General features: G+C 62.9%; 27 protein-coding genes. 14 read left to right on the forward strand and 13 right to left on the reverse strand.

Annotated elements, in window-relative coordinates:
* Nucleotides 1-372: 372 nt before the first annotated feature.
* Together NKI06_RS01280 and NKI06_RS01285 are read right to left on the reverse strand one after the other, a co-directional pair.
* Nucleotides 373-2,424 (reverse strand): elongation factor G, encoded by a 2,052-nt coding sequence (locus NKI06_RS01280; RefSeq protein WP_352983597.1) that lies wholly within the window; start codon nucleotides 2,422-2,424, stop codon nucleotides 373-375.
* A gap of 245 nt (nucleotides 2,425-2,669) precedes the next feature.
* Complete coding sequence (locus NKI06_RS01285) at nucleotides 2,670-3,530, reverse strand: alpha/beta fold hydrolase (RefSeq protein ID WP_352983600.1); 861 nt, start codon at nucleotides 3,528-3,530, stop codon at nucleotides 2,670-2,672.
* Nucleotides 3,531-3,676: 146 nt separating this feature from the next.
* Here NKI06_RS01285 and NKI06_RS01290 point away from each other — a divergent pair, with 146 nt between their 5' ends.
* Both NKI06_RS01290 and NKI06_RS01295 read left to right on the forward strand, forming a co-directional pair.
* Entirely contained in the window at nucleotides 3,677-4,228 is a 552-nt protein-coding gene (locus NKI06_RS01290; RefSeq protein WP_352983602.1) for a methyltransferase family protein, read from the forward strand.
* Nucleotides 4,229-4,276: 48 nt separating this feature from the next.
* Nucleotides 4,277-4,672 (forward strand): (R)-mandelonitrile lyase, encoded by a 396-nt coding sequence (locus NKI06_RS01295; protein ID WP_023741101.1) that lies wholly within the window; start codon nucleotides 4,277-4,279, stop codon nucleotides 4,670-4,672.
* A gap of 58 nt (nucleotides 4,673-4,730) precedes the next feature.
* Here the strand turns inward: NKI06_RS01295 and NKI06_RS01300 are convergent, their stop codons facing one another.
* Complete coding sequence (locus tag NKI06_RS01300) at nucleotides 4,731-5,933, reverse strand: pyridoxal phosphate-dependent aminotransferase (RefSeq protein WP_352983605.1); 1,203 nt, start codon at nucleotides 5,931-5,933, stop codon at nucleotides 4,731-4,733.
* 276 nt (nucleotides 5,934-6,209) lie between these two features.
* Between NKI06_RS01300 and NKI06_RS01305 the strand changes: the two genes are divergently transcribed.
* Together NKI06_RS01305 and NKI06_RS01310 are read left to right on the forward strand one after the other, a co-directional pair.
* Nucleotides 6,210-7,109, forward strand: coding sequence for an EAL domain-containing protein (locus NKI06_RS01305; protein ID WP_352810812.1), 900 nt, complete (start codon nucleotides 6,210-6,212; stop codon nucleotides 7,107-7,109).
* Nucleotides 7,106-7,966 carry an EAL domain-containing protein gene (locus NKI06_RS01310; protein WP_352983608.1) on the forward strand — a complete coding sequence of 287 codons (861 nt, stop codon included), beginning with the start codon at nucleotides 7,106-7,108 and terminating at the stop codon, nucleotides 7,964-7,966. Before NKI06_RS01305 ends, NKI06_RS01310 begins: the two co-directional genes overlap by 4 nt.
* Before the next feature lie 109 nt (nucleotides 7,967-8,075).
* Here NKI06_RS01310 and NKI06_RS01315 read toward each other — a convergent pair whose 3' ends face one another.
* The 3 genes from NKI06_RS01315 to NKI06_RS01325 all read right to left on the reverse strand — a co-directional run bounded on the left by NKI06_RS01315 (nucleotide 8,076) and on the right by NKI06_RS01325 (nucleotide 9,008).
* The gene (locus tag NKI06_RS01315) at nucleotides 8,076-8,330 is read right to left on the reverse strand and encodes a type II toxin-antitoxin system RelE family toxin (protein WP_023817651.1); all 255 of its coding nucleotides are present in this window, start codon (nucleotides 8,328-8,330) and stop codon (nucleotides 8,076-8,078) included.
* Entirely contained in the window at nucleotides 8,327-8,527 is a 201-nt protein-coding gene (locus NKI06_RS01320) for a hypothetical protein (protein ID WP_352983610.1), read from the reverse strand. Before NKI06_RS01320 ends, NKI06_RS01315 begins: the two co-directional genes overlap by 4 nt.
* Before the next feature lie 268 nt (nucleotides 8,528-8,795).
* Complete coding sequence (locus tag NKI06_RS01325; RefSeq protein ID WP_015316174.1) at nucleotides 8,796-9,008, reverse strand: cold-shock protein; 213 nt, start codon at nucleotides 9,006-9,008, stop codon at nucleotides 8,796-8,798.
* 298 nt (nucleotides 9,009-9,306) lie between these two features.
* Here NKI06_RS01325 and NKI06_RS01330 point away from each other — a divergent pair, with 298 nt between their 5' ends.
* The gene (locus NKI06_RS01330) at nucleotides 9,307-9,633 is read left to right on the forward strand and encodes a hypothetical protein (protein WP_023689728.1); all 327 of its coding nucleotides are present in this window, start codon (nucleotides 9,307-9,309) and stop codon (nucleotides 9,631-9,633) included.
* 163 nt (nucleotides 9,634-9,796) lie between these two features.
* On the opposite strand, the gene NKI06_RS01335 is transcribed toward NKI06_RS01330, so the two are convergent.
* On the reverse strand, nucleotides 9,797-10,378 hold the full coding sequence (locus NKI06_RS01335; RefSeq protein ID WP_352513927.1) for a methylated-DNA--[protein]-cysteine S-methyltransferase: 582 nt from the start codon (nucleotides 10,376-10,378) through the stop codon (nucleotides 9,797-9,799).
* 176 nt (nucleotides 10,379-10,554) lie between these two features.
* On the opposite strand from NKI06_RS01335, the gene NKI06_RS01340 reads away from it, so the two are divergent.
* The gene (locus NKI06_RS01340) at nucleotides 10,555-11,484 is read left to right on the forward strand and encodes a transglycosylase SLT domain-containing protein (RefSeq protein WP_352983612.1); all 930 of its coding nucleotides are present in this window, start codon (nucleotides 10,555-10,557) and stop codon (nucleotides 11,482-11,484) included.
* Between the two features lie 5 nt (nucleotides 11,485-11,489).
* The gene (locus NKI06_RS01345; protein WP_023740207.1) at nucleotides 11,490-11,978 is read left to right on the forward strand and encodes a GNAT family N-acetyltransferase; all 489 of its coding nucleotides are present in this window, start codon (nucleotides 11,490-11,492) and stop codon (nucleotides 11,976-11,978) included.
* Nucleotides 11,979-12,265: 287 nt separating this feature from the next.
* Here the strand turns inward: NKI06_RS01345 and NKI06_RS01350 are convergent, their stop codons facing one another.
* Nucleotides 12,266-12,604 carry a hypothetical protein gene (locus NKI06_RS01350; RefSeq protein ID WP_023697061.1) on the reverse strand — a complete coding sequence of 113 codons (339 nt, stop codon included), beginning with the start codon at nucleotides 12,602-12,604 and terminating at the stop codon, nucleotides 12,266-12,268.
* A 325-nt stretch (nucleotides 12,605-12,929) separates the two neighbouring features.
* Between NKI06_RS01350 and NKI06_RS01355 the strand changes: the two genes are divergently transcribed.
* The 4 genes from NKI06_RS01355 to NKI06_RS01370 all read left to right on the forward strand — a co-directional run bounded on the left by NKI06_RS01355 (nucleotide 12,930) and on the right by NKI06_RS01370 (nucleotide 16,904).
* Nucleotides 12,930-13,481: a DUF4142 domain-containing protein gene (locus NKI06_RS01355; protein WP_023672417.1), complete on the forward strand. Its 552-nt coding sequence runs from the start codon at nucleotides 12,930-12,932 to the stop codon at nucleotides 13,479-13,481.
* A 301-nt stretch (nucleotides 13,482-13,782) separates the two neighbouring features.
* Nucleotides 13,783-14,247 (forward strand): cupin domain-containing protein, encoded by a 465-nt coding sequence (locus NKI06_RS01360; RefSeq protein WP_352983614.1) that lies wholly within the window; start codon nucleotides 13,783-13,785, stop codon nucleotides 14,245-14,247.
* A 238-nt stretch (nucleotides 14,248-14,485) separates the two neighbouring features.
* Nucleotides 14,486-14,878: a Rid family hydrolase gene (locus tag NKI06_RS01365; protein ID WP_023833494.1), complete on the forward strand. Its 393-nt coding sequence runs from the start codon at nucleotides 14,486-14,488 to the stop codon at nucleotides 14,876-14,878.
* A gap of 211 nt (nucleotides 14,879-15,089) precedes the next feature.
* The gene (locus tag NKI06_RS01370) at nucleotides 15,090-16,904 is read left to right on the forward strand and encodes a DNA methyltransferase (protein ID WP_352983616.1); all 1,815 of its coding nucleotides are present in this window, start codon (nucleotides 15,090-15,092) and stop codon (nucleotides 16,902-16,904) included.
* A gap of 7 nt (nucleotides 16,905-16,911) precedes the next feature.
* Here NKI06_RS01370 and carB read toward each other — a convergent pair whose 3' ends face one another.
* The 3 genes from carB to NKI06_RS01385 form a co-directional block, all read right to left on the reverse strand.
* Entirely contained in the window at nucleotides 16,912-20,415 is a 3,504-nt protein-coding gene (gene carB / locus NKI06_RS01375; RefSeq protein WP_352983619.1) for a carbamoyl-phosphate synthase large subunit, read from the reverse strand.
* A 235-nt stretch (nucleotides 20,416-20,650) separates the two neighbouring features.
* The gene (locus NKI06_RS01380; protein WP_352983633.1) at nucleotides 20,651-21,703 is read right to left on the reverse strand and encodes an SH3 domain-containing protein; all 1,053 of its coding nucleotides are present in this window, start codon (nucleotides 21,701-21,703) and stop codon (nucleotides 20,651-20,653) included.
* 248 nt (nucleotides 21,704-21,951) lie between these two features.
* A complete protein-coding gene (locus tag NKI06_RS01385) occupies nucleotides 21,952-22,728 on the reverse strand; it encodes a metallophosphoesterase family protein (protein WP_023672422.1) in 777 nt (258 codons plus the stop codon).
* A gap of 177 nt (nucleotides 22,729-22,905) precedes the next feature.
* Here NKI06_RS01385 and NKI06_RS01390 point away from each other — a divergent pair, with 177 nt between their 5' ends.
* A complete protein-coding gene (locus NKI06_RS01390) occupies nucleotides 22,906-23,376 on the forward strand; it encodes a nucleoside deaminase (protein ID WP_023724912.1) in 471 nt (156 codons plus the stop codon).
* A gap of 23 nt (nucleotides 23,377-23,399) precedes the next feature.
* Here the strand turns inward: NKI06_RS01390 and NKI06_RS01395 are convergent, their stop codons facing one another.
* Nucleotides 23,400-23,756 carry an ArsR/SmtB family transcription factor gene (locus tag NKI06_RS01395; RefSeq protein ID WP_023683780.1) on the reverse strand — a complete coding sequence of 119 codons (357 nt, stop codon included), beginning with the start codon at nucleotides 23,754-23,756 and terminating at the stop codon, nucleotides 23,400-23,402.
* A gap of 199 nt (nucleotides 23,757-23,955) precedes the next feature.
* Between NKI06_RS01395 and NKI06_RS01400 the strand changes: the two genes are divergently transcribed.
* On the forward strand, nucleotides 23,956-25,134 hold the full coding sequence (locus NKI06_RS01400) for an MFS transporter (protein WP_352983621.1): 1,179 nt from the start codon (nucleotides 23,956-23,958) through the stop codon (nucleotides 25,132-25,134).
* 29 nt (nucleotides 25,135-25,163) lie between these two features.
* On the opposite strand, the gene NKI06_RS01405 is transcribed toward NKI06_RS01400, so the two are convergent.
* Nucleotides 25,164-25,628 (reverse strand): MarR family winged helix-turn-helix transcriptional regulator, encoded by a 465-nt coding sequence (locus tag NKI06_RS01405; RefSeq protein WP_023691525.1) that lies wholly within the window; start codon nucleotides 25,626-25,628, stop codon nucleotides 25,164-25,166.
* 179 nt (nucleotides 25,629-25,807) lie between these two features.
* Here NKI06_RS01405 and NKI06_RS01410 point away from each other — a divergent pair, with 179 nt between their 5' ends.
* On the forward strand, nucleotides 25,808-26,602 hold the full coding sequence (locus tag NKI06_RS01410; RefSeq protein ID WP_023683784.1) for an SDR family NAD(P)-dependent oxidoreductase: 795 nt from the start codon (nucleotides 25,808-25,810) through the stop codon (nucleotides 26,600-26,602).
* Nucleotides 26,603-26,690: the final 88 nt, after the last annotated feature.

Genomic DNA, 26,690 nt, shown 5'->3' on the forward strand with positions numbered 1-26,690 from the left:
CTTCCAATCAAACTCAGCCGGATCTTCATTGATCCGGCTTTTTTGTTTCCGGGCCTGCCGTAGCCAGCGAAAAATCGAGCAAAATCGCCGCGTAACAGTGACATGTAACCTCAGGTAACATGCCGCAGGCGCGATTCATCGTTTAAGCAGATCATAGGACGCGGTGTGGTTCGACCGGGAGATGGGGGCATCACTCGGAAGATCCGGGCTCAGGCGGCTACCGCGTCCGAACCTATTCGTCTGCCAGTGCCGTATGGCGCGGCGGATACGTGCGGCGGACCTGCCGTTTTCCTCCCAAGAAGACGGTCCGCAATAAGAGCGGCGTCCGGATCATCCGGGCGCCGTTTTTTGTGCGGATCATCCTTTGGCCTGTCAGGCAGCCTTGCCGTTGGCGTTCATCGCTTCGTCGGCCAACCGTCCGGTCAGCTCGGCCATGTGATCGAAGGCGCAACGATAACTGGCGACGCCGGAGGTCGCCGATCGCAGTTCGATGATCAGGTCGCCGATCTCGGCCTGCGGCATGGTCGCCTCCACGACATCCCATCCCGGCCAGTCAGGCCGCGCGTCGTAGCCAAGGATCTGCCCGCGCCGTTGCGGGATCAGCGCGATGATCTTCGAAGTGGCTTCGGACGGCGTGACGATCTCGACCTTCATGACCGGCTCGAGCAGCACCGGCGAGCAGGCCGCCATGCCTTCCTTCATGGCCAGCTTGGCCGCCATCTGGAAAGCCATGTCGGAGGAATCGACGGCGTGGTAGGAGCCGTCGGAGAGGTTGACGGCGACATCGACCACAGGGAAGCCGAGCGGGCCGGATTTCAGATAATCGCGCACGCCGGTTTCGACCGACTGGATGTAGGTCTTGGGCACGACGCCGCCGGTGATGGTGTCCGAGAACTGAAAGCCGGAGCCGCGCGGCAGCGGCTTGATCTCGATCACCACATCGCCGAACTGGCCATGGCCGCCGGACTGCTTCTTGTGGCGGCCGCGCTGCTGCACCGTCTTTCGGATCGTCTCGCGATAGGGGACGGCAGGCGCATGGCCTTCGACCGGAATCTGATTCTTGCCTTCCAGCCGCTCGCGCACGACCCGCAGATGCATCTCGCCATGGCCGGACAGCACGGTCTCGGCCGAGTCCTGATTGTGGCGCAAGGTGAGCGAGGGATCTTCCTCGGCCAGGCGCTGGATGGCCGCCGACATTTTGACCTCGTCCTTGCGCTCCTTCGGCCGTAGCGCAAAGGCAAAGACCGGCTGCGGCGGCGTAAGCGTGACCAGCGGCTTGATACCGCCCTTCGTGGAACTCAACGTCTGGCCGGTCTTGACCTCGTCCAGCTTGCCCAACGCCACCGTGTCGCCGGCCTTGGCAGCGGTGAGCTTGGACTGGTCCTTTCCGAGCATCTTGTAGATGCCGGAGACCTTCGCCGTCTCGCCATTCGACAAATAGAGTTCGGCTGCATCGGCGATCTGGCCGGAGAGTACGCGCGACACGGACAGCTTGCCGCCATGCGCGGTGTGGATGGTCTTCATCACCTGGACCACGGTGTGATTGCCGTCGGGGACGCCGAGCCGTTTGCGCGTCGCCTCGACATCCGGTGCGTCATGGCGGATCGCCTTCAAAAGGCGCAGCACGCCGTTGCCTTTTTCGGCGGTGCCGATCAGCACCGGCGTTATGGCGCCGGCGCGCAGGTCGGCGGACAGATCGTCGAAGACCGCGTCTTTCGGCGGCTCGATCTCCTCCAGCAACTGCTCCATCAACTGGTCGTCATGGTCGGCAAGCGTCTCCAGCATGGAGAAGCGAGCCTCCAGTTCGCGCGCCTTGTCATCAGTTGGAATTTCGGCAACCTGGCTTTCGGCATATTCGCGGTAGATGTAGGCGCGCTCTAGCGCCAGGTCGATGGAACCGATCACCACATTGTCCTTGCGCAGCGGAATCTGGCGCAGCAACAGCGGCGCCGCGCTCGTCGGCTGCAGCATCTTCAGCGTATCGCGTACGCCGGCGATTGCCTTGTCGACCTTGTTGAGGAACAGGATGCGCGGCACGCCGAGATCGTCGAGCTTGCGCATGATGAGTTGCAAGGCTGGGATCTTCTTCTCGTCGGCCTCGGCGACGACCACCGCGAGATCGCAGGCTGCCAGCACCGGCTCGGCCTCGAAGGAGAATTCGATCGATCCGGGACAGTCGACGAAGGTGATCTGCTCGCCCATGAATTCGGTGGTGGCAAAGGTCGCCTCGACGCTCATGGCGTGCGCCCGCGCCTCGGGCGAATGATCGGAAACGGTGCTTCCCGATGAAACGGGATTTTGGCGGGGGATGGCGCCCGTACGGGCGAGGATGGCTTCGAGAAGTGTCGTCTTACCGCTTGCAAAGGGACCGACTATGGCAATGCATTTCGGTCCCGTGCGTCGTCTTCCGGCGCGAGTACCCATGGCTGACCTCCACTCAGGCGTTGCCCTTGGAGTGCGATCAGCAAAAGTGGAAACGGTTTTGCGCCGATCGCACCCTGTCGTGAGCGGCGGCCGGCCTGTTCGACCGTCGCGGGCGGGGTTGTTTTCATTTAGCCACCTGCCCAACCCATCGTCCCACGGGTTAGCCGGGAGGGCAAGGAAAATAGAAATCGCGCCGCCGTCAGGCGGCCGAGGCAAGACCCGGGGATCAGAACCGTCGGGCGATTTCAGCTTGCCTGAGTGCGGCGCGTGGGCGTGGCGGCTGCACTCTGCTTCACCACCATCTCGGCGTAGCGCGACAGCAACGGGTTGAACAGGTCCGGACGTTCCCAGAAGGGCGCATGGCCGGCGCCTAGTATGACATGGCACTGTTCCCACAGCGAGCTGTAGGCGACGGTCTCGAAATAGCTCAGCCGCACCAGCGGATCATGCTCGCCATTGATCACCGCGACGGGGAACGGAGCGTGCTCGACCACCTGTTTCTGGTCGGCGCCCTTGCCCGCAAACATGGAGCGCGCCACGCCGGCGCGAAGCCGACCGTCGGTGCGCCTGATGGCTTCGCGGAAAGACGGACTGGCGGTGTCGCCGTAGCACAGAGCCTCAAAACGCTCGATGTCGCGTTCGGAGTAGACCTTCTTGGAGGCGAGCAGCATGTCCCAGTTGGCGTGAAAGCCGCGCAGCATGCCAAGCGGCCCCCGCGACACCGGCGGCGCTCCGGTCAGCACCAGGCCGCTGACCGCATGGTGAAAGCTGGCCAGTTCGACCGCCACATGGCCGCCGAGCGACCAGCCGAAGATGATGGCGTGGCCGATGCCCAAAGCGTCGAGAAGCCGGGCTGTGGTCTGGGCAAGGCCGGTAATCGTATAGGCGGTCGCCGGGTCGCGGGCATCGGAGGACTCGCCGTGGCCGGGAAGTTCGAAGGCGATCAGCCGATGGGCGTCGGCAAGCGGGCTATCGAACTGACGGGCAAACACGGCGCGCGAACTGCCCGAGCCATGGATCATGACGATGGGAATGCCGGACCCAGACGACTGGCTGAGGCGCAAGTCGGCCTGCGGCGTGCGGATGGTGCGGTGAGTGATGCTCATGCTGGATTAGACCTTGAGATTTGCCTGACCGCCAACATCGCATCGCTGGCTCTATATGTTCTTTAAACATGTGGTTAAGAAAGGATTTCTAAAGAGATAGCCGGCACGATTGCTGGCTCATGGCAATCACGCGCGGAATCCCGACAATGGAACCAGTCCTCGATCTTCTTGTCTCGATCTGCAGCATCGCGATGCTTGGCCAATATGTCTGGTCGATGCGGGCGCATTTCCAATCGCAGGCGATGTCTCCAGGCGCCATGGTGATTTCGGCGGCGGTCATCGCCACGGCGCTGTTCTTTCTCGCCACCCTTTGGATCCAATTGCAGCCGGGTTCGGCAAAGCTCACCGGACTTGCCGTCGAACTGGCGAGCGCTGCCCTGTTCTGGTGGGCGATCGTCACGTCGCGCAAGGTGCGGCTGCGCTTCGTCTTCGCACCCGACGATCCGCACAGCCTGCTGACCCACGGCCCCTACGGCCATGTCCGCCACCCCTTCTATACGTCCTACATCGTCTTCTGGATCGGCTGGGGGATCGCGACCTGGTCGGTCTGGGCGTTGGTGCCGGTCGCCGGGATCGCTATCCTCTATGTGTTTGCGGCGCTGGACGAAGAGAAGAAATTTTCGCGCACGCCGCTGGCCGGAGCCTACGCGGACTATCGCGTACGTGCCGGCCTGTTCTGGCCCCGGCTGGGGTGGTAGCCGGCACCGGGGCAGGGTAGGTTCTGCCAAACTTAGGGATCACCAGAGATGAAGATCATTGCCTGCGGCAGCGTGCCGACCATCATCGCGCCGGACCAGTATTTCACCGGCCGCGTGCTGCAGACGCCCATCATCGAGAAGGAAGCGCCGGCCCGGCTCAGAGCCACGCTGGTCAGCTTCGAGCCCGGTGCGCGTACCCACTGGCACACGCATCCGCTCGGCCAGACGCTTTATGTCACTGCGGGGGCCGGCCTTGCGCAGACATGGGGCGGGCCGATCCAGCAGATCAAGGCGGGCGACGTGATCTCGTTCGAGCCCGGCGAGAAGCACTGGCACGGCGCGGGTCCAAAGACGACAATGACCCACGTCGCCATGCAGGAAGCGCTGGACGGCGTCCACGCAGATTGGATGGAAGCGGTCACCAGCGAGCAGTATGGCGGCTGAGGTCTGCTCTTGACAAAAACCCGGCTCGAAAGGCCGGGTTTCATGTCTCGGAGCCTGATCAGGTCAGCGATGCAGTGAATCGCTGGATGCGGGTGCAGGCTTCCTCCAGCAGCGTCTCCGACGTAGCGTAGGAGATGCGGAAGTTGGGGCCGAGGCCGAAGGCCGAGCCGAACACCACTGCGACACCCTCGCCTTCGAGCAATTCGGAGCAGAAGGTCTCGTCGGTGTCGATTATCTTGCCGGCTTTGGTCTTCTTGCCAATCAGCTGGGCACAGGACGGATAGACGTAGAAAGCGCCTTCCGGCGACGGGCAGGTTATGCCGCGCGCCTGGTTGAGCATCGACACGACGAGATCGCGACGGCCCTGGAAAATCGCCTTGTTCTTCGCGATGAAATCCTGCGGGCCGTTGAGCGCCTCGACCGAGGCCCATTGCGCGATTGTGCAGGCGCCCGAGGTCTGCTGGCCCTGGATCATGTCCATCGCCTTGATCAGCTGCACCGGACCCGCTGCATAGCCGATGCGCCAGCCGGTCATGGCATAGGCTTTCGAGACGCCGTTCATGGTCAGCGTGCGCTCGTAGAGTTTCGGCTCGACCTCGGCGATCGTCCTGAAGACGAAGTCGCCATAGGTCAGGTGCTCGTACATGTCGTCGGTCAGTGTCCAGACATGCGGATGCTTCAAGAGCACGTCGGCCAGCGCGCGCAGCTCGGCTTCCGTGTATGCGGCGCCGGACGGGTTCGACGGCGAGTTCATCAGCAGCCATTTGGTCTTCGGCGTGATCGCCTTTTCCAGCACGGCGGGAGTGAGCTTGAAACCATTGTCGATCGAAGTATCGGCGAACACCGAGGTGCCGCCGCAGATCGCCACCATTTCGGGATAGCTGACCCAATAGGGGCGGGGGATGATGACCTCGTCGCCTGGGTTCAGCGTCGCCATGAAGGCGTTGAACAGGATCTGCTTGCCGCCGGTGCCGACAATGGTCTGCTCGGGCTTGTAGTCGAGATCGTTCTCGCGCTTGAATTTTTTCGCGATCGCCTCGCGCAGCGGCGCGATGCCCGAAACCGGCGGGTATTTGGTCTCGCCGCGGCGGATCGCCTCGATCGCCGCATTCTTGATGTTGTCGGGCGTGTCGAAATCCGGTTCGCCAGCGCCGAGGCCGATAATGTCACGGCCGGCATTTTTCAGCTCGCGGGCTTTCTGCGTCACCGCGATGGTGGCGGAAGGCTTTACGCGGGCAAGGGCGTCGGCAAGAAAGGCCATGACCAGATATCTCCAGAGGGGTCGGCGCAACCGCAAACAGCTGCGGCGCTTCTCATGTCGCATCGACCCGGCAAGTGCAAGCATTGTCGGATGAGCCAGGGCTCAAGGACCTGTGGAGATCGGCTTTTTGGAGCGCGTGCATGACGGTTTCACTCTGCGTTGCGGGCTCTGCAATCGACGGCTTATCCCCGGCAAGACTAAATTCATCAACGGCCGCTAAAACCTTTGACGGCAGGATCGCCAGCCATTTCGCCTGTCTCGCGGAGCGAGGGACCCTTGTCGCGCAGCACCGGGCTTGCCCACATCATCCGTCACGATGACGGCACCGTTTCAGGTGTCTGGGGCCCCTACACGCTGCAGAGCGCCTTTCAGCCGATCTTCGCCTTCAAGGACGGCAAGCTCTCGATCGCAGCGTTCGAGGGGCTGATCCGGCCGTTTCGTGACGGCGAGCCGCAATCGCCGATGAACTTCTTCCGCACCTGTCCGGCCGGCGACCGCCTGCACATCGAGGCGCTGACGCGCACGCTGCATTTGCTCAATGCCGGCGCCTGCCTGCCGCAAGAGGCTTCGATCTTCGTCAATTTCGACCCGTCGGTGTTTACCGAGCGCTCCATCGCCGATAACGCGCTGCGCGACATGCGGCTGGTGCTGCACGAAGCCGGGATCGATCCGCGCCGCATCGTCTGCGAGGTGACCGAGCAGAAGTCGGCGTCGCAGGAAACGCTCTACAGCTTTGTCGAGGCGCTGCGGGCCAATGGCTTTCGCATTGCCGTCGACGACTACGGCGCCGATGAATCCGACATCAACCGCATCAAGGAGCTCAAGCCCGACATCGTCAAATTCGATGCGCACTGGATCACGCAGCTCATGGAATCCGGCGCCGGCTTTGCCCTCTTGACTGCCATGGTGACGAACTTCGAACTACAGGGCATCCGCACGGTGTTCGAAGGCATCGAGGAAGGCTGGCAGCTTGAATTGGCCGAGAAATCCGGCGCATCGATGGTGCAGGGCTTCGTGCTGGCGAAGCCGGAACTGGCGCCGACCAGCTTTCGCGCTTTCGGCAAGGATGGGCAGCCGTCTGTCGCGGCGGCCGAGCCTGGCAAGACGCCTGCCGGCCCGACTGCAGCGCCTCCGGCGCGGCCGGGCAGGGTGTTCGGGCGCAGGACCGGGCCATGACCGGGCAGCGCGAGAGGCGTCGCGATATCGGCGAAGCGATCTTTGCCGACGAGGTCGGCATCGAATACGGCGTCTACGGCGCGTTCCGGCTGAAGAGCGCCTACCAGCCGATCTTTGCGCCACGCGGTGGCGCGTTGGCCGCGGTTGCCGTCGAGGCGCTGATCGAACCGCAGCGCGCTTCCATGCCGGTTGCACCGGCCATGTTCTTCGACAGTGTTGCGCCGGGCGACCGCCTGTTTGTCGAGACGATGTGCCGGATGCTGCATCTGAAAAACTTCCGCAACATCGGCGTCGACGGGCTCGGCCTGTTCTTCAATTACAACCCGATGATCAACGATCATCTCGGGCGGGCGCTGGCCGAGATCCGGCTGATGACGCGGCATCTCGGCGATCTCGACCTGCATGCCGCCATGCTGGTCTGCGAGATCACCGAACAGGCGGCCGACGATCGTGTGCTGGCCCCGCTGGTGCGCGAGATGCGGCGCCACGGCATCCGCATCGCCATCGACGATTTCGGCACCGGCCACTCGACCGCGGAGCGGATGAGCCTGCTTCAACCGGATATTGTGAAGATCGACGGCGGCTGGTTCGCCGAATTCTGCCGCCACGCTGCCGCCGAGCGCTTCTTCCGGCCGCTCGTCTCGTCGCTGCACGATCGCGGCGCCAAGGTGCTGGTGGAAGGCATCGAGCAATCCGTGCATCTGCGCGTCGCGCTGGATGGCGGCGTCGACCTGCTACAGGGGTTCCATCTCGGCCGCCCGGCGCTGGCCGGCACGATCTTCAACCGGGAGCCGCTGTCGATCGAGGCGCTGCTTGGCGCCGACAACAAGGTGGTGCCGCTGCATCTGCGGCGCTGATTTGTGCTCGCGCTTGCCGCCGCTTCGCGGCTCGTTCCGGACCGGACGCCAACGGGCGCGATGCCAGGTTGGGCTTGCGGCCTTCGGCCGTAGCGCGAATGGCTTGGGACTACTTCAGCAGATGATCGTAGTCGGTGTGAGTGCCGATCCAGAACCAGATCACATCGTCATTGTTGCGAATGGCGACAGCCCGATAACTGTCATCCACTCTGGCCGACCAATAGCGTCCGACCTGCTTGAAATGCAGTGACGGGTCAAAAGGGTCATAACGCAATCTGGCAAAACGCCTATCGGCCTTTGCTCTGATCGATAATGGGAGTTTTTCATAAGCCTCCCAGAATGATGGAGAGGCGACGTGGTTCACAGAGGCCGGGTCCGGCCAGCGCGATGGTCAGCCAAAGCTTGTTCGGCATGCTTGTCCAACCGGCCCGATTGCGCGTCCGCTTCGATCTGCCGGTCCCACATGTCCGCCTGAAGCGCCTCGAACCACGCGGCAAAAGCCTTCAGTTCGTCAGGACTCAACTCGGCGACAGATTTTTCGACTTGTTCAAGTTTGGTCATGGGGGAATGGTACCACTATTGGGCCAAAAGTACCACCGGTGAGACCATGGCCGCCTATGACCTCTTAAGTCCAGACAAACAAAAAGGCGGGATAAATCCCGCCTTCCCATTTTCGGTAGCCTGATCGGAGTTTAAGTCCGGGCCGGCAGCTATCTGCTGATCCAGCTTGTCGGGTCTTTCCGCTCCAGCGCGCTTCTCGCGCGACCGTCAGTACATCCGTGACTTGCCGCGCGCCCCGAACTCTCGTCCGGCGCGCGCTATCGCAAAATCAGGCTGCCTTGCTCAGAGAACCAGCGGACGACTTGCCTGTGCGGCGGTCCTGCTCGATCTCGAAGTTGATTTTCTGGCCTTCGACCAGGGTCGACAGTCCAGCGCGCTCGACAGCGGAGATGTGAACGAAAACGTCCGCACCGCCCGAATCAGGCTGAATGAAGCCGAAGCCCTTGGTGGCATTGAACCACTTGACCGTACCAGTTGCCATATGAATAGTCCTCGCATTTGCTTTGGTTTGACCGAACCGAGGTTCAGCCGGTTTGTATCGAGATTTTGGAGATAGACGTCAGCAAACGCGAAGATCGCGAGGCCCGGATCGATCGGCCGAAATATCAATGGAGCTGATATAGGCGGGTTTCGCACCAAAAACAAGATGGCTCGAAAAATGGCGTTGCGGTGGCGCCGCCCAAAGGCCGCCCCAATCGCATGAAAGCGTCGAGCAATCGGGAAGATCGGGACGCCCGACGGCGTTAGTCCGGTTTTGGGAGACTGTCATGAAAACGGTTGTGAAAACCATTCTGCTTGCCGCCTGCCTGACGCTGGCGGCCGCCGAGGCGCAGGCGATCTCGCGCTACGACCCCACTCGTATGAGCTGCGACAGGGTGCAAGGCACGATCGCCCGCCAGGGCGCGGTCATCCTGCGCTATCAGTCCAGGCGCGTGCCGGGGCTGCCGCTCTTCGACCGCTATGTGCAGAGCCAGCAATTCTGCAATGTCGGCGAGGTCAGGAAGCGCGCCTATGTGCCGAGCGCCGACACCGAATCCTGCCCGGTCTATCTCTGCAAGCGGATCGAGAACGACCATTTTCACCGCCGCTTCCTGCGCCGTCATTAGGGCATATTGATATTCAGGTGAGGCCGGCCTGCGAACGATGGTCTTCTGCGCTTCCGGTGCCCACGTACATTAAGTACGCTCCGCTCCGGTTCTCGAAGACCATAGTTCTCGGTGCGGCCTGACCTGAATCTCAACATACCCAGCCGGCATACCATTCAAGCTCTTAGAACCCGAACGAGACCTGCGCCGCCGGCGGCGGGCCGACGCGCACGCCTTCCATGGCCAGCATCTTTTCCTTGGTGGCCGAGCCGCCGGGCGCCGAGAAGCCGCCGATCTTGCCGCCCGCGGCTAGAATCCGATGGCAGGGGATGACCAGCGGCACCGGGTTGGCGCCCAGCGCTGCCCCGGTTTCGCGCGGCAGGCCGGCTTGGCCGGCGCGCTTGGCCAGTTCGCCATAGGTGGTGGTTTCGCCGTAATACAGTTTTCGCGCCGCGTCGTAGATGGCGAGACGGAAGTCGTCGACGCCGTCGAGATCGACCGGCACACCGGAGAAATCGACGTCCTCGCCTGAGGCATAGGCCTTGATCGAGGCGATGAGCTCGACCACCCATTGCGGCTGCCCAATGTTCGCAGTGGTATTGGCGGCAACACCGGCATGCCGCATCAGCCGGCGTTCCACCGCTTCGCGGCTCCTTTCGGGCAGGCAGAGCCGGATCAGGCCCTTATCGCTCCAGGCGATGCCGATGAAGCCGATCACTGTTTCTAACACTGCGTGGCCGGCTGTGATCGAAGATGCCGTTTCCATGATGCGCTCCTTTCCGCAAAGCGGCGAAAACCGGGATGCCAACCGGTACATATGCAGAACAATATGGCATCTGATCCCGGCTCTCGCCACCCGAAAACCACCAGATGGTCCCGATTGCCCACCAGGAATCGCTGGTGTAAGGACTTCTTAACAACGACAAATCGGACCCGCGCGGCTTGCCAGCAAAATTCAACCTTTTCGCGATCTCTGTGATCGTCGGCGCAGCTGCCCTCAGCGGCTGCCAATCGACCTCGCAGATGAAGGCCACGCCTGCGCTGACCGAAACCGCGACCACCGCCGGCAGCGATGCCGGCTTCACCGTGCCGCTGCCCGATACGGTTTCGGTGCTGCCGCAATCCTCGGGCATAACACCCGTTCAGTCGGCGGAAGCGACGCCGGCCACGCCAGCGCTCGATGCCGCTGCGCAGCCGGTTGCCGCGACCGCCGCCTTTGCCGGCGCGACGCCCACGGCCCCGGCCGTGCCTGCGGTGATGGCAGCCAATGCCTGGCAGGCGCCTGCGCCCGCCAACGCCGGACAGCCGGTCGCGGCGCAATATACGACCGCCAGCCTTGTCATGCCGGCGACCGCCAAGGGCGGCCAGAACGCCATGCCCGGCGTGCAGCAGGTAGCCTATGTCGTGCCGCAGGACCCGGCGTCCTTGGGCCAGTTCCCCGCCGCTCCGCTCGGTCTCCCGGAAGAAGAGCATGCGACCGGCATGCGCGGCGATGTCGACCGGCTGATCCAGAAATACGCTGCTCTCTACGAGGTGCCGGTCGATCTGGTGCGCCACGTCGTCAACCGCGAAAGCACCTACAATCCCAAGGCTTACAATAACGGCCATTGGGGGCTGATGCAGATCAAGCACGCGACGGCGCGCGGCATGGGCTATGACGGGCCGGCCAAGGGCTTGTTCGACGCCGAAACCAATCTGAAATACGCGGTCAAATATCTGCGTGGCGCCTGGCTGGTGGCGGGTGGCAACGCCAAGAAGGCCGATTGGCTCTACCAGACCGGCTATTATTTCGACGCCAAGCGCAAAGGCCTGCTCGAGGCCACCGGCCTCGGTGTCGACCGCAAGCGCCGCCGGCTGCAGCCCGACGCCTGAGCGCGATGCCTGAACCGCGCCCGCCGGCTCCAAACGACATCCGGCTGCGCAAAATCCTCGACGAGACGCTCGTTGCACCGCACTGGCCGGCCGGCTTTACCATGCGCTGCTTCGAACATGGTGACGCGCAGCCCTTGCATGCGCTTTTGACCGAGGTGTTCGACGACGGCACCGACGGCCCGTTCGACGAATGGTGGCCGCGCATATCCAGCGATGCCGAATTCGACCCGGCGCTGTGTTTCCTGGTCATCGACGCCAAGGGACGGCTGGCGGCCGCAGCGCTGTGCTGGACCAGGGCCTTCGTCAAGGACCTCGCGGTCCATCCCGAAGCGCGCGGCAAAGGCATTGGCGAAGCGCTGATGTGGCAGGCTTTCAACGCCTTTCGCGATCGAGGCGCGGCCCATGTCGACCTCAAGACCAACACGGTCGAGAACGCCGCCGCGCTCGGGCTCTACGAGCGGCTGGGAATGGTGCCTGTCGCCTGGGAAGGGTAAGGGCTTTTTTCTTGCCGCAATTCCCTGGGGAAAACGCTACGCGCTTTTCCCAGGAAAACCGGTTCCCACTTTTCCTGGAATTGCTCGAGCGCTGTTGAAATCCTTCGGATTGTGAACTGCTTCACATAGGCCGCCGCAACCGGATGCTACCTCACCATCCATGCCTTTCGACCGATGGCGGATCGACGACTGGCAGATGTGGAGGGGCTGCACCGGCATGTGTTCAGCCACTCCTTGGCGGGTCCCAGGCGGGGGTTTGGGGCCCGCCAGTCGTTTTACGGCAGCCCTCAGATATCGGGCGCATTGCCGATCTTCTTTTTGAGCTCAAGCGCCCAGGCGCGGCCCTCGTCGCCGCCCCACAGCAGCCAGGCGATATGGCCGGCCGATGGATTGTCTTCATTGCCGTAATTCTTGCCGCGCTTGTCGACCTCGTGGCGGGCGAAGTAGCTGACCATGCGGCGGATAGTGGATGGCGCCAGCTTTTCGCGGTTCTTGAGTTCCGTCGCCCGCGCCACGCCGATCTCGGTGCCGCCCCGGCCGAATTCTCTTCGCAGCCTCAACCCCTTGGCGGCATTGTCGGCCACCACTTGCGGGCAGCGCAGATCGATCTCTTCATCCTCTTGCATGTGTCTCCCCAGCTCCGGAAATCTAACCTGCAGACGCAATACAGGGAAGTGCAACCGGCTCCCAATGCAGCGCCGTCCATTAGGATCAGCGCGCCATCGGCATCTGCGAGATCCTGTGGAACCTTATGGATTTCACGCCTGAGGGTCGGCCGAACTGGAACGAACAGCTGCAATATGGCGAGGCGTGCTGTCCTGAGGTTTGTCCGCCAGGGGCTCGGGACGGCTCTTCGGCAGATGGTCGCTGACGAATAGTTCTCCGGACGCAACCCTGCCGCCAATGCCGCGTTTGATTAGCCGAGGGAAATTTTCAAATCGGAGACCTCAGATGAAAACGCTTCTCACCATTGCCGCCGTCGCCTTGTTCGCCGGTGCCCCTGCCGCCTTTGCGGCCAACTCGACTGCGGTCGCGCCTGCCATGGCCGCCAGCAAGGTCGATACCCCAACCTTCGTCAAGACCGTGCCTAGCTCCAACGAATTCGAAATCCAGTCGAGCAAGCTCGCCGAGGAGAAATCCAAGGCGGCTGACGTCAGGAAATTCGCCAAGCAGATGGTCAAGGACCACACCAAAGCCGGCAAGGAGTTCAAGGCGGCGCTGAGCCAGGGCCAGACCACCGGTTCGACCAAAGCCGCGGGACCGGCCCTGCAGCCGAAGGAGCAGGCAATGCTCGACGAGTTGAAGAGCGCAAGCGGCAAGGATTTTGACGCCAAGTACATCCAGATGCAGACGGACGCGCACAAGGAGGCCGTTGCCCTGTTCAGCAGCTATGCCAACTCGGGCGACGACCCGGCGATGAAGGAATTCGCCAAGAAGACGCTGCCGACGCTGCAGATGCACGAGAAGCACGTGAAGGAACTCGCGGCCGCGCATCAGGGTTGAGGACTGGTGACTGGCCAGCAATAGCATTCTACGGCGCCCCCTCTGTCCTGCCGGACATCTCCCCCACGAGTGGGGAGATCAGCAGCGTCGGCGCCGTGCTTTTCTACCGACGGTGAAAATTGGCGAAGGCTGAGGCGACAGCCAATCTCCCTGCTTGTGGGGGAAATGTCCGGCAGGACAGAGGGGGGCGCCGTAGAGTGCGACGGCCGATGCCTGCCGTTGGCAAGGCATTGCGGCAAAGTGGCTCTGTGGCTGCGGCGGCAGTGACATACACTGCCGCCACCAATTCAATGGAGCTCCCATGCCCAAGATCGACCTGTCCACCGTGCCTGTCCGCAAGGGCTCCGGCTACCCCGCACCCTTCGACGCCCCTTGCGCCGAGCGCACACGCCAGCGCCTCGGCGATGCCGGCGGCCTCACCGATTTCGGCGTCAACCTGATGACATTGCCATCAGGCGGCTGGTCCAGCCAGCGCCACTGGCACAGCCATGAGGACGAGCTCGTCTATGTGCTGGAAGGCGAACTGGTGCTGGTCGAGGATGGCGGCGAGACGCTGCTCAAGGCCGGCGACTGCGCGACCTTTGCCAAGAACAGCGGCAACGGCCACCACATGATCAACCGCTCGTCCACAACGGCGCGCTATCTCGAGGTCGGCTCGCGCGATCCGGATGATCTCATCACCTGCTCCGACATCGACATGATGAGCCCGAGTTCGGATGGCAGGTTCCTGCACAAGGACGGCATGCCCTATCCGGGGCAGGGGTGACGGCTGGACTATGGTCCGGCGCTGGCGTTCGCTGGGCGGGGGGATAAGCTCCTCACAATCAAAGGTGGCGCAGGCCCCCTCATCCGACCGCTTCGCGGCCACCTTCTCCCCACTGGGGAGAAGAGGGAAGCGCTGGCGCTGACCGGCTCCTCTCCCCTCGGGGAGAGGTCAGCCGAGCGAAGCGGAGGCTGGGTGAGGGGGCCTTGGCGCCAGCTTGGCAAACAAGGGGAAGATCACCATGAAAAAAGAAGTCATCGAAGTGCCCGTCATGTCGGCCAAGGTGCGGGCGCTCGGGCTGCCGTGCTCGACGGCGGTGAGGGCCAATGGCTTCGTGTTCATCTCGGCGACGCCGCCGGTGGACATGGTGACCGGCGAGATGGTGCGCGGCGACATCGAAACGCAGACCGAGGCGTCGCTGAAGGCGCTGAAGCACTGCCTGGAAGCGGCCGGAACCTCGCTGGACAACGTGGTGATGGTGCGCATCTACGCCGTCAATTCCGGCTTCTACAACGCCATCAACCGGGTCTATGCCCGGTATTTCAGCGTCAACCCGCCGGCGCGCAGTTTCGTGCCGGTGGCGTCATGGCCGATGGAGTTTGATATCGAGATCGAGTGTGTGGCGGTGGCGTGAGGGGTTTGCTCTCCCTTGCTGGTTCGGGAGATTAATCAGGTCAAGCTCTTTGCTTTATGACTTGGCGGAATCGTACATTCTCACCACTGTTCGACGGCCTTTGATTGATACTCGTTTTTAGCACTATCAAGAACCAGATAGGGTTTATATCGTTTAGCCATTTGGAAGTAATTGTCGGCATAATGCCCTCGGGATTTCAGGGGCAATCGCCATGAGTGGGCAACTTTTCTTTGGAGATAATCTCCACATTCTGCGCAGATATGTGAATTCTAATAGCGTGGATCTGATCTATCTAGACCCTCCGTTTAATTCGAATGCCAGTTACAATATACTATTCAAGGGTCCCGGCGGCAAAAAGTCTCAAGCGCAAATCGAGGCGTTTGATGATACTTGGCATTGGGGCATTGCCGCGGAGGAAGCGTACGACGATGTTATGCGCTCGGGAGCGCGAACGGCAACGACGCTGCGTGCGCTACGCAATTCTCTCGGCGAGAATGATCTCCTTGCCTATCTGAGCATGATGTGTGTTCGCTTGATCGAATTACACAGAGTTCTGAAATCGACAGGCAGCCTCTACCTGCACTGTGATCCAACGGCGAGTCACTATCTAAAGGTGATCCTTGACAGCATATTTTCCCCAATATCGTTTAGAACGGAAATAAGCTGGAAGCGATCCTCTGCACACAACGATGCAAAACAGGGTAGGAGGCAATACGGCAATATCAGAGACGTTATTCTATTTTACTCGAAGAGCGCGGCTGAATGGACTTGGAATTGGCAATACACTGAATATGATGTCGAATACATTGCGGATTTCTATAAGTATACAGATGGAAACGCGGCCCGTCGATATCGCCTTAGCGACCTTACTGCGGCTAAGCCCGGCGGAGATACTCGCTATGAATGGCGCATAATGCGCCCACTTGGTGGAAATTGGGTTGCCGACCTTACGGACAGTTATAAGTCTCCGAAACCGATGTGGGAGTATGATGGCAAGATTCCCTATGGCAAGCGGATCTGGGCTTACTCTTACGAAAATATGGTCAAATTCGAAGAGAGCGGTAGAATAGCTTACGCGACATCGGGGATGCCTAGCTATAGGCGTTATCTTGATGAGATGCCAGGTGTCCCGCTGCAGAACAATTGGGATGATATAAAACCACCGAGCTCTAAAGAAAGGCTTGGATATCCAACACAGAAGCCGATTTCTCTTCTAGAACGAATTATTCGTTCATCGAGCAACGCCGGCGATATAGTACTCGATCCATTCTGTGGCTGTGGCACTGCCGTACATGCAGCGGAAAAGGGTGGGCGTCACTGGATTGGCATTGATGTCACATTTCCGGCGATACAAGTCATAAATGATAGGATCCGGCATTACCTTCCTTCCGCCCAGTATGTGGTTGGCGGTATCCCGCAGACTACCGAAGATGCCGCGGCTCTGGCCGATCTCGACAAATTTCAATTCCAGTTTTGGGCTGTTGCGTTGGTCGGCGCGCATTCCCGCTACGGTAAGGGTGGCGATCAGGGAGTGGATGGACAATTCTTTTTCAAGATGGACAGCAAAACTGATGGAACGGGTATCATATCGGTCAAAGCTGGGAAGAACCTCAACCCGGCCATGATAAGAGAATTGCGTGGGACAGTTGAGCGCGAGCAAGCTGAGATGGGCGTTTTCATCTGTCTAACGCCGCCTACACCACAGATGGAACGCGAGGCAGCTACCGCCGGCTTCTTTGAAAGTTCGCAAGGGCGACATCCTCGCATTCAAATTAAGACTATCGATGAATTGCTTTCAGGCAACGGTATAGATTGCCCATTGCTATACACTACTGTCACAATGGCAGAGGCAGGGCGAAGGTCGGACAAGTTGTCTCAAAAACGGCCGACCCTACCGTCTTCTGAACTGCTTCGTCAGCGCAATCTTCTGCTTCCGATTACTGGCAAGAAACTGCCGTTAAAAACTAAACAATCAGAACTGGAATTTGAACCGCTACGGCGAGCTATAAAGGGGTTGGTTGCTTAGGCGCTCCTCAGGCAAAATACTCCTGCAGCGGCCTGACTTCCAGGCTCCCCGCCTTCAACGCCGCAATCGCCTCCGCCACCGCCGCGGCGCCCGACAGCGTCGTATAATACGGTACCTTCTGCATCAGCGTTGCGCGGCGCAGCGACTTCGAGTCCGACACCGCCTTCTGGCCGTCCGTCGTGTTGAAAACGATCTGCACCTGGCGATTGCGGATGGCGTCTTCGATGTGCGGACGTCCCTCCAGCACCTTGTTGATCTTCTGGGCGTCGACGCCGTTTTCGGCGAGGAAGCGGGCCGTGCCGGATGTCGCCAGCACCTTGAAGCCCTGGCCGGCGAGGCGCTTGACCGCCGGCAGGATGCCGGCCTTGTCCTCGTCGCGCACCGAGACGAACAGCGTGCCGGAGCGCGGCAGGTCGACGCCGGCCCCTAACTGGCTTTTGGCGAAGGCCAGCGCGAAATCGCGGTCGAGCCCCATGACCTCGCCGGTGGAGCGCATTTCGGGCCCAAGCAATATGTCGACGCCGGGGAAGCGGGCGAAGGGGAAGACGGCTTCCTTGACGGCGATGTGGCCGGGGTTCCTGGGGTCGGGCAGGGCGCCGTAATGGGCGAAGGCGTCTTCCAGTTTCTCGCCGGCCATGATGCGGGCGGCGATCTTGGCAATGGGCCGCCCGATGGTTTTTGCGACGAAGGGCACGGTGCGCGATGCGCGCGGATTGACCTCCAGCACATAGACCGTGCCGTCCTTGATCGCATACTGCACGTTCATCAGGCCGCCGACATTGAGCGCGCGGGCAAGCGCCGCCGTCTGGCGCTCCAGCTCGTCGACCAGTTCGGAAGGCAGCGAGTGAACGGGGAGCGAGCAGGCGCTGTCGCCGGAGTGGATGCCGGCCTCTTCGATGTGTTCGAGAATGCCCGACACAAAGGTCGACGTGCCGTCGCAGAGGCAGTCGACATCGACCTCGATGGCGCCGGAGAGATAGGTGTCGAACAGAAGCGGGTTCTTGCCCAGCAGCGTGTTGATCTGGCCTGTCTTGTCGTTGGGGTATTTCTGCTTGATGTCCTCCGGCACCAGGCCGGGCACGGTGTCGAGCAGGTAGCTCTGCAGCATGCCTTCGTCATGGATGATCTGCATGGCGCGGCCGCCGAGCACATAGGACGGGCGCACCACCAGGGGGAAGCCGAGCTCGCCGGCGACTAGGCGCGCCTGCTCGACCGAATAGGCGATGCCGTTCTTCGGCTGGCTGAGGTTGAGCTTGTGAAGCAGCTTCTGGAAGCGGTCGCGGTCTTCGGCGAGATCGATCATGTCGGGTGACGTGCCGAGGATCGGAATGCCGGCCTTCTCCAGCGCATCGGCCAACTTCAGCGGCGTCTGGCCGCCGAACTGGACGATGACGCCGACCAGTTCGCCCGAGGCCTGTTCGGCGCGCAGGATCTCCAGCACGTCCTCCGCCGTCAGCGGTTCGAAGTACAGCCGGTCGGAGGTGTCGTAGTCGGTCGAGACCGTCTCGGGGTTGCAGTTGATCATGATCGCTTCATAGCCGGCGTCGCGCAGCGCGAAGGCGGCATGGCAGCAGCAATAGTCGAACTCGATGCCCTGGCCGATGCGGTTCGGACCGCCGCCAAGGATGACGACTTTTTTCCGCGCTGACACTTGCGCTTCATTGGCCAGCGCGCCGGCGAAGGGCACTTCGTAGGTCGAGTACATGTAGGCGGTGGGCGAGGCGAACTCGGCCGCGCAAGTGTCGATGCGCTTATAAACCGGATGAACGTCGAGCTTTTCACGAATCTTCGCAATCACTTCGGCGTCGGTCTTCGTCAGCGAGGCGAGGCGGGCATCGGAGAAGCCCATCGCCTTCAGCATGCGCAGATTGACGGCGTCTTGCGGAATGCCGTGCTCGCGGATGCGGGCTTCCATGGAAACGATGCCGGCGATCTGTTCGAGGAACCACGGGTCGATCTTGCACATGGCGTGCACGTCTTCCAGCGAGGTGCCCATGCGGATCGCCTGCGCCACCATGCGCAGCCGGTCGGGCGTCGGCGTGCCGAGCGCGGCGCGGATGGCGTTGCGGTCGTCGGCGTGGTTGGCAGCCACGGCACCGTGGCCGAGGCCGGGGATCTCGATCTCGTCTAGGCCGGTGAGGCCGGTTTCCAATCCACGCAAAGCCTTCTGCAGGGACTCCTGGAAGGTGCGGCCGATGGCCATGACTTCACCGACAGACTTCATGGCGGTGGTCAGCACCGGCTCGGCGCCGGGGAATTTCTCGAAGGCAAAGCGCGGGATTTTGGTGACGACGTAATCGATGCTCGGCTCGAAGGAGGCGGGCGTGGCGCCGCCGGTGATGTCGTTCTCCAGCTCGTCCAGCGTGTAGCCGACGGCGAGTTTTGCCGCGATCTTGGCGATGGGGAAGCCGGTCGCCTTCGAAGCCAAGGCGGAACTGCGCGAGACGCGCGGGTTCATCTCGATGACGACGAGGCGGCCATCGGCCGGGTTGACGGCGAACTGCACGTTGGAGCCGCCGGTCTCGACGCCGATCTCGCGCAGCACCGCGATCGAGGCGTTGCGCATCATCTGGTATTCCTTGTCGGTCAAGGTCAGCGCGGGCGCGACGGTGATCGAGTCACCGGTGTGTACGCCCATCGGGTCGATATTCTCGATCGAGCAGACGATGATGCAATTGTCCGCCTTGTCGCGGACGACCTCCATCTCATATTCCTTCCAGCCGAGCACGCTTTCCTCGATCAGCACTTCGGTGGTCGGCGAGGCGTCGAGGCCGGACTGGACAATGTCGTAGAATTCGGCGCGGTTGTAGGCGATGCCGCCGCCGGTGCCGCCCATGGTGAAAGACGGGCGGATGATGGCGGGCAGGCCGACATGGTCGAGCGCCTGGGCGGCAATCGCCATGCCATGGCTGATGTAGCGCTGCTTGCGGTCGCCTTCGCCGAGGTTCCAGCGGGTTTCCAGCGCGTCGAGCGCGGCATCGAGGTCGGCAGGCGCCTCGGCCTTTACGGCGGCGCGCTCGGCCTCGTGCGTCTTGCGGTCGGCGTTCTTGACATCGGTGGCATTGGCAAGCATCGACTTCGGCGTTTCCAGGCCGATCTTCTTCATCGCCTCGCGAAACAGCGCCCGGTCCTCGGCCTTGTCGATCGCCGTGGCGTCGGCGCCGATCATCTCGACATTGTAGCGTTCGAGCACGCCCATGCGGCGCAGCGACAGAGCAGTATTGAGCGCGGTCTGGCCGCCCATGGTCGGCAGCAGCGCGTCGGGCCGCTCCTTGGCGATGATCTTGGCGACGACTTCAGGCGTGATCGGCTCGATATAGGTGGCGTCGGCCAGTTCCGGGTCGGTCATTATGGTGGCCGGGTTGGAATTGACCAGGATGACGCGAAAGCCCTCTTCCTTCAGCGCCTTGCAGGCCTGTGTGCCGGAATAATCGAACTCACAGGCCTGGCCGATGACGATGGGGCCGGCCCCGATGATCAGGATCGACTTGATGTCGGTGCGTCTTGGCATCGTTGTGAGTTCCGTTCGGCGAGCGGCTTGCACGAAAAACCGGGACGGGAAGACCCGGCCGGTTGTGCTTGCGATTCTGGTATCAGGCTAGGAGGGCCTTATAGGGAAGAGTTTTGGGAGATGTAACCCCGAAAATGAGGCTAGGCAGTAGGGATTAGGCAGTAGGGATCAGGCAGTGGGGATTAGGCAGGAGCGAGGTTAAGGCGCCTATTGCCCATTCCCTACTGCCTGACACCTAATCCCCCAGCGCGAGCTGATCCGTAATCTCAAACCGCTCTGATACCCCGACGCGGATCATGTTGAGGCTGCCTTCCCTTGTGAAGCGGAAGTCCTTGCCCAAATCCGAGTTGGCCGGCATGCCGGCAGAGAAGGAGATGACGCGGGTGCCGCCGTCGGGCCAGGTCACGGTGATGTCTGCCTTGTCGGCGCCATTGTGGACGATGTTGACGGCGCAGCGGGTCATCGGTTGTCCGACATAGCGGGCGCAGGGGATCTCGGCGGTGGCGCCGAGGGCGGGCGGGGGTTCCAGCCGTGCAACGGTTTGCGTAGCGGTCGCAGCTTTGGCCTGGTCTGGCCGTGGCGTCGGGGATGGTACCCCCGGCGCGGACGCCGTATCCGGCGCTGCTCCCGCAGACGCGGCGGAATCCTGTACCGGCGTCCCCGTGGCCTCCGTCGCCGGAGCCTCCGTGGCGGGGATCTCGCCCGTCCTCGGGCTTTCATTGGCTGCGAAGGCGAGGCCGTAAGCATCCTGCATGGCGGTCCTGCCGATCTCGGCGGCGGACTTCGGCGCGCCCGGATCCGTGCTGCCAAGGCGCTCCGTCAGGTCGAGTGGAGCCGGCGCGGGTGCAGCCGGGGTGGGTGGAGCCTGAGTGGGTGCAGCCGGAGCGGCAGAGGCGGCGGGTGCAGTCGTCCGGGGCGCTGCGGCCACGTCGGCCGGCTGCGTCGGCATGTCGGGCGCGAGCGTCGGGCCGCCGGCTTCAGCGCTGGCGGTCGCCTGGAGCGGCGCGGCGTCAACTTCGACCACGGTCGGATTGTCGGGGATAAGATAGCGCGCGGGCGCCCAGCCTTTGACCAGTGGATTGTCGATCTCCTCGACCTTGCACCAGCGGTGGCCGTCCACTTCGCTGCAGCCGAAATTCCTGACGCTCGAGCCGATCGGCAGGCGCGCCTGGGTTCTGCCGACCGGCGACGGCGTGGCGCGGATGTTGAGGAGATCGCCTGGGCCGAGCTCGGTCACTATGGAAACGATGTCGGCAGGCGCGTCCTCGGCATTGGCCGGCAAGCTCACCAACAACGGGCCCACCACCAACGGACCCGCCAACAACCGGGCTGCCCGCAGGAGCGGAGCGCCAGTCAGTCGATGCAAAATGGTTCGGATTGTGCGCCTCATCATTTGGCCGTGCGCCGATTACCCTTGCGGCAGCAGTCCTGCCGTATGCCAAGGCGGGTTTATAAGGGACGATACGCGGCCATGTAAGTCTGAAAATGCGTCCGATGTTTGGTGCCGCGAGGCGGAAGCAGGGCGCAGCCGTGCGGTCAAGCGGAGCCTTGCCAAGAGGGTTTGGGCATGAAGCCGGTCCTCAGCGCATGCGCCCATTCCGGTCGGCCCGCCTGTGCGGCCTGTCTCGCCGCCGCTTCGTGGTCGTAGTCGACGGCGATGGTCTCGAAACGGTCTGGACCATCGCCATCCAAGGTGAGGATGCCGTAGCGCGCATGCGGGCTGCCTTGCTCCGAAACATGCGCCGGGGGCGTGTCATCTTCATAGGCGGGGGCGCCGACGCTGCCGGGATTGAAGAGCAAGGGGCCGCCGGGGATACGGACCAGTTCCGCGCGGTGGCTGTGGCCGCACAGCACGATGCGGCAGGCCGGGTCCAGCGCCTGCAACCGCCGCTGAATAGCGGCAAGCGGCGCGCGCACCAGTTGGCCATCGACGATCGCGTCGAGCAGGTATTTCTCGTCATGGTCGGGCCGCGCATGGAAAGCGACCACGCCGGGAACAATCTCCAGCGTGAAGGGCAGGGCGAGCAGGGCTTCGCGCTGCGCTGATGTCAGCCGTTCCTGCGCATAGCGGTCTGAAGCCCACATCATATCGTCGGCCGGATCGACCGCGACCCGGCGGTCATGGTTGCCGCGCACCGTCGGCAGGTCGAGCGCTTCGAGCCGCTCGAACGTCTCGCGCGGCCAGAGCGGGCCGGAGACACAGTCGCCAAGGTTGACGGTGAGATCGGCGCCGCCGCGCCGCGCTAGATCGGCGAGCACGGCATCCAGCGCCAGCACATTGCCATGGATGTCGGCGAGAACGGCAATGCGCATGCGGCGGGCTCCTTGGTGCAGCCCGTTGAGGCTTGCGGCCCGTCTTCGTTATCAAGCCCCTGCCTTCATTATCAAGCCCTTGAGATCGTTCGAGACAGCCGGGAGCTGGCTATCGCGGAAGCACTCCATCTGCTAGCGTCCATGCCGTTCCGAAGTTCATCCGGGGGAAGACAGGCGATGACCCGCGACCAGATGGTTGCCCACCTTCGCGCCGCCAATGATGTCGCGCGCGAGACTGCCGCGCACGGGCACCATCCTTTCGGCTGCGTGCTCGTCGGCCCCGACGATCGCATCCTGATGCGGCAAGGCAACATCAACACCGTGCGCCACGCCGAAACCGAGCTCTCCCGGCGTGCCGCGGACGCCTATCCGCAGGAATTCCTCTGGTCCTGCACGCTGGTCACAACCGGCGAGCCCTGTGCGATGTGCACGGGAACGCTCTACTGGGCCAATATCGGCCGGCTGGTCTACGGCTTCGAGGAGACCAAGCTTCTCGCGCTGACCGGCAATCACGCAGAGAACCCGACGATGAACCTCTCGTCGCGCACAGTCCTCGGCTCCGGGCAGAAGCCGGTCGAGGTCCACGGCCCTTTCCCCGAGATGGACGAGGAACTCCTCGCCCCGCATATCGGTTTTTGGCAGCGCTAGGAGCAGCCTGACTTCGGCACCAGCTACGCCGGCATTTCGATGTCGTGGCCGCCGACGATGGGCAGAGCCGGGTCATCTCCGGCCGCCGCAATCACGCTGTCGAGCAGGCCGGGGAAGCGGGCGTCGAGGTCGGCGCGGCGCAGCGTGATCATCCGGTTGGTGCCGGCCACTTCGGCGCGGGTGACGCCGGCCTCGCGCAGTTTGGCCAGGTGATAGCTGAGATTGGTCTTGGAGCCGAGGTCGAGGAACCGGCTGCAGTTCAGCGGCACGCCTTCCTTGCTGGCGAGATAGCGCACGATGGCGAGCCGGGTCGGGTCGCCAAGCACGCCGAGCACGACCGGCAGGCTGATCTGGTCTGTATTGGGGTGCGGCAAAGTCATGGCCCGAAACTAAGCACAGTCGGTGGCGATTTCAACGCGTCCATGTTTCGCGGGCATGCACAGTCCGCTTCGCGATTGGCCCAATGGCTGTCCTGACACAGGGCTGTCAGCAGGCTTCAGCTATTTTCGTCTGGCTTCATTGACATCACGCCCTGTTATGTCCAATTGTTCAATAAGTTTTGAACTAAGGACACGCCCTATGGACAAGCGCCTCTTCTGGCTTGCGCTCGGATCGTTCACGATCTCGACCGAAGGCTTCGTCATCTCCAGCCTGCTGCCTGACATCGCCACCGACGCCCGCATTTCCATTCCGCTCGCCGGCACGCTGATCACCGCCTTCGCGCTGGCTTACGCCATCGGCACGCCGATCCTGGCAACGCTGACCGGCGAATGGGACCGGCGCCGCGTCATCTTGTGGACGCTGGCGTTCTTCGTCATCGGCAATGTGGTGGCGGCGCTGAGCTCGTCCTTCGAGCTGCTGCTCATTGCCCGCATCATCATGGCGCTGTCGTCAGGCCTGTTTGCCGCTACCGCTCAAGGCACGGCGGTGGCGCTGGTCGATGACCACCACCGGGCGCGGGCCATTGCCGTCGTCGTCGGCGGAACCACGGTGGCGGTTGCGCTGGGTGCACCGCTCGGCGCGCTGGTTGCCACGATAGCCGGCTGGCGCGGGACCTTCTTTGCCATTGCCGGGCTCGGCGCGCTGGTCGGCGCCATCCTGTGGTACCGGCTGCCGCGCGGAATTGTCGGCACCAAGCTGCCGCTCAGGCGGCGGCTGGCTGCGGCGCTGCGCCCCGGCGTCATGCCGATCCTGCTGACCACCGCTCTTGCCCTGATCGGCGCCTTCTCGGTGTTTTCCTATATCGCGCCGCTGGCCATCCAGAGCGGCGGCCTCAGCCCGATTGCGCTGCCCGGCATGCTGCTCGCCTTCGGTGTCGGCGCCGTCATCGGCAACATAGCCGGAGGCCAGGCGGCCGACCGTTTTGGTGCGACGCGCACCGTCGGCTGGTCGCTGGCGCTGAGCGCCGTCATGCTGGTGATGCTCTCGGTGATCCCGACCTTCCTGCCGCAGCATCTCGCCGGGCCGGCATTGATGGCCATGATGGTGCCGTGGGGCATGGTCGGCTGGGCATTTCCGCCGGCGCAGGCCAGCCGCATCATCAAGCTGGCGCCCGACGCCGCCCCGATCGTGCTGTCGCTCAACGCTTCGGCGCTCTATCTCGGCGTGGCGCTGGGTGCTGTGGTCGGCGGCGCCGTGCTGCGCGACGGCGTGCCGGCCGATCTCGGCTTGGGCGCCGCCATCTTCCCGCTGATCGGGCTTGGCGCGGTGCTGGCCGGCCGCTGGGCGGCCCGGCCGGTCGCCATGCCGGCCGAATAGATCTTTGCAAAGGACCGGCGGCCGCTCTTTCAGCTTGAAGGGGCGGCCGCGGGCACGTCGTAGTCCAGCGCCGCGACTTCATCCAGCATAGCGCGCAGATCTGCCGCTCGTTGCGGGCCGACCAGGGCCTCGAAGCGCTGCTGGGCAATGGTCCACAATTTCGTCGTCTCCTCGAGCTTGGCCAGGCCTTGGTCGGTCAGCCGCACCCGCTTGACGCGGCGATCGTCCTTGTCAGCGAAGGTGTCGACATAGCCGTCGCGGATCAGCGGCTTCAGCGTGTGGCCGAGCGCCGAGAGATCCATGACCATCGCTTCGGCTATCGTGCCCATCGCCGGCTCATTGCTGACATGGATCTGGTAGAGCAGGCCGTACTGCGTGCCCTTCAGACCCGAAGGCGAGATTACATCGTCATAGAAGCGGCCGAGCTTGCGCGCGGCGCGCCGCAGCGTGGCGTTGTTGCAAAGGCTGAATCCCGGCAGCACGGTCTTGCTCATCACGACTCCTTGCCGGCAAAACCGCTGCCGGCCTGTCGCAGAAATAGTTTCTGCCGCCTCCGTTGACAAGATAGTGGCATATACCTACTTCCAGGATGGTGGCATATACCACTAATTGGAAGTCAGGGCGGGACGAGGGTCATCGACCTGTCTCGCCGGGCAGAAAAAGGAACAGGACAATGAGTGGACAGGACAACAAGGGTACCGCAGTCGTCACTGGTGCATCGGCCGGCATAGGTGCTGTCTATGCCGACCGGCTGGCCGGGCAAGGCTACGATCTGGTGCTGGTGGCGCGGCGCGCCGACCGGCTGCAGGAACTGGCTGAAAAGCTGCGTTATGCCTACAAGCGCAAGGTCAGCGTGATATCAGCCGACCTCGCCGACGACAATGATGTGCGCCGCGTCGAGCAGGCGATCGCAGCCGACGATAGCGTCACGCTGCTGGTCAACAATGCCGGCATTGGCGGCCAGGCCGTGGTGGCAACGGCCGACGCCGACGAGGCCGAGCGCATGATCAAGGTCAACGTCATCGCCTTGACCCGCCTGACCCGCGCCGTTCTGCCGGGGCTTCTTGCGCGCAACCGCGGCGCCATCGTCAACATCGCCTCTGTGCTCGCCTATGATACCTCGTTCGGCGGCATCTACAGCGGTACCAAGGCCTATGTCGTCAACTTCACCGAGGCCCTGCACCGCGAAGTCGCCGGCACCAATGTGAAGGTGCAGGCGGTGCTGCCGGGCGCGACCCGCACCGATTTCTGGGAGCTCGCCGGTGGCGATATCCACAATCTGCCGAAGGAGATCATCATGTCCGCCGACGATATGGTCGATGCCGCGCTTGTGGGCCTATCCAGGGGCGAAGCCGTCACCGTGCCGGCACTTGCCGACACAGCCAAGCTCGACACCTTCCTCGGCGCAAGGCAAGTCTTCTACGGCAGCCTGCACGCCGACAAGCCGGCGGCGCGTTACGCGGCTTGAGAGTAACTGGTTCGCTTCGCGAACCAGGACCCCCACCCCGGGGCGCCGGGGGGGGGGCCCCCCCCCCCCGGGGGGGGGGGGGGGGGGG

This window comes from Mesorhizobium sp. M0772, from assembly GCF_040320135.1.
In the GTDB taxonomy this organism is placed as follows: Bacteria; Pseudomonadota; Alphaproteobacteria; order Rhizobiales; family Rhizobiaceae; genus Mesorhizobium.

What these genes read in the sequence shown, in the direction of transcription:
- NKI06_RS01360 (WP_352983614.1), top strand. Translation starts at nt 13,783, where the DNA reads ATGCCCAAGATCGACCTGTCCACCGTGCCTGTCCGCAAGGGCTCCGGC.
- NKI06_RS01325 (WP_015316174.1), bottom strand. Translation starts at nt 9,008, where the DNA reads ATGGCAACTGGTACGGTCAAGTGGTTCAATGCCACCAAGGGCTTCGGC.
- NKI06_RS01365 (WP_023833494.1), top strand. Translation starts at nt 14,486, where the DNA reads ATGAAAAAAGAAGTCATCGAAGTGCCCGTCATGTCGGCCAAGGTGCGG.
- NKI06_RS01310 (WP_352983608.1), top strand. Translation starts at nt 7,106, where the DNA reads ATGACCGGGCAGCGCGAGAGGCGTCGCGATATCGGCGAAGCGATCTTT.
- NKI06_RS01290 (WP_352983602.1), top strand. Translation starts at nt 3,677, where the DNA reads ATGGAACCAGTCCTCGATCTTCTTGTCTCGATCTGCAGCATCGCGATG.
- NKI06_RS01385 (WP_023672422.1), bottom strand. Translation starts at nt 22,728, where the DNA reads ATGCGCATTGCCGTTCTCGCCGACATCCATGGCAATGTGCTGGCGCTG.
- NKI06_RS01280 (WP_352983597.1), bottom strand. Translation starts at nt 2,424, where the DNA reads ATGGGTACTCGCGCCGGAAGACGACGCACGGGACCGAAATGCATTGCC.
- NKI06_RS01405 (WP_023691525.1), bottom strand. Translation starts at nt 25,628, where the DNA reads ATGAGCAAGACCGTGCTGCCGGGATTCAGCCTTTGCAACAACGCCACG.
- NKI06_RS01370 (WP_352983616.1), top strand. Translation starts at nt 15,090, where the DNA reads ATGAGTGGGCAACTTTTCTTTGGAGATAATCTCCACATTCTGCGCAGA.
- NKI06_RS01345 (WP_023740207.1), top strand. Translation starts at nt 11,490, where the DNA reads ATGCCTGAACCGCGCCCGCCGGCTCCAAACGACATCCGGCTGCGCAAA.
- NKI06_RS01355 (WP_023672417.1), top strand. Translation starts at nt 12,930, where the DNA reads ATGAAAACGCTTCTCACCATTGCCGCCGTCGCCTTGTTCGCCGGTGCC.
- NKI06_RS01390 (WP_023724912.1), top strand. Translation starts at nt 22,906, where the DNA reads ATGACCCGCGACCAGATGGTTGCCCACCTTCGCGCCGCCAATGATGTC.
- NKI06_RS01285 (WP_352983600.1), bottom strand. Translation starts at nt 3,530, where the DNA reads ATGAGCATCACTCACCGCACCATCCGCACGCCGCAGGCCGACTTGCGC.
- NKI06_RS01410 (WP_023683784.1), top strand. Translation starts at nt 25,808, where the DNA reads ATGAGTGGACAGGACAACAAGGGTACCGCAGTCGTCACTGGTGCATCG.
- NKI06_RS01295 (WP_023741101.1), top strand. Translation starts at nt 4,277, where the DNA reads ATGAAGATCATTGCCTGCGGCAGCGTGCCGACCATCATCGCGCCGGAC.
- NKI06_RS01320 (WP_352983610.1), bottom strand. Translation starts at nt 8,527, where the DNA reads ATGACCAAACTTGAACAAGTCGAAAAATCTGTCGCCGAGTTGAGTCCT.
- NKI06_RS01395 (WP_023683780.1), bottom strand. Translation starts at nt 23,756, where the DNA reads ATGACTTTGCCGCACCCCAATACAGACCAGATCAGCCTGCCGGTCGTG.
- carB (WP_352983619.1), bottom strand. Translation starts at nt 20,415, where the DNA reads ATGCCAAGACGCACCGACATCAAGTCGATCCTGATCATCGGGGCCGGC.
- NKI06_RS01350 (WP_023697061.1), bottom strand. Translation starts at nt 12,604, where the DNA reads ATGCAAGAGGATGAAGAGATCGATCTGCGCTGCCCGCAAGTGGTGGCC.
- NKI06_RS01335 (WP_352513927.1), bottom strand. Translation starts at nt 10,378, where the DNA reads ATGGAAACGGCATCTTCGATCACAGCCGGCCACGCAGTGTTAGAAACA.
- NKI06_RS01300 (WP_352983605.1), bottom strand. Translation starts at nt 5,933, where the DNA reads ATGGCCTTTCTTGCCGACGCCCTTGCCCGCGTAAAGCCTTCCGCCACC.
- NKI06_RS01400 (WP_352983621.1), top strand. Translation starts at nt 23,956, where the DNA reads ATGGACAAGCGCCTCTTCTGGCTTGCGCTCGGATCGTTCACGATCTCG.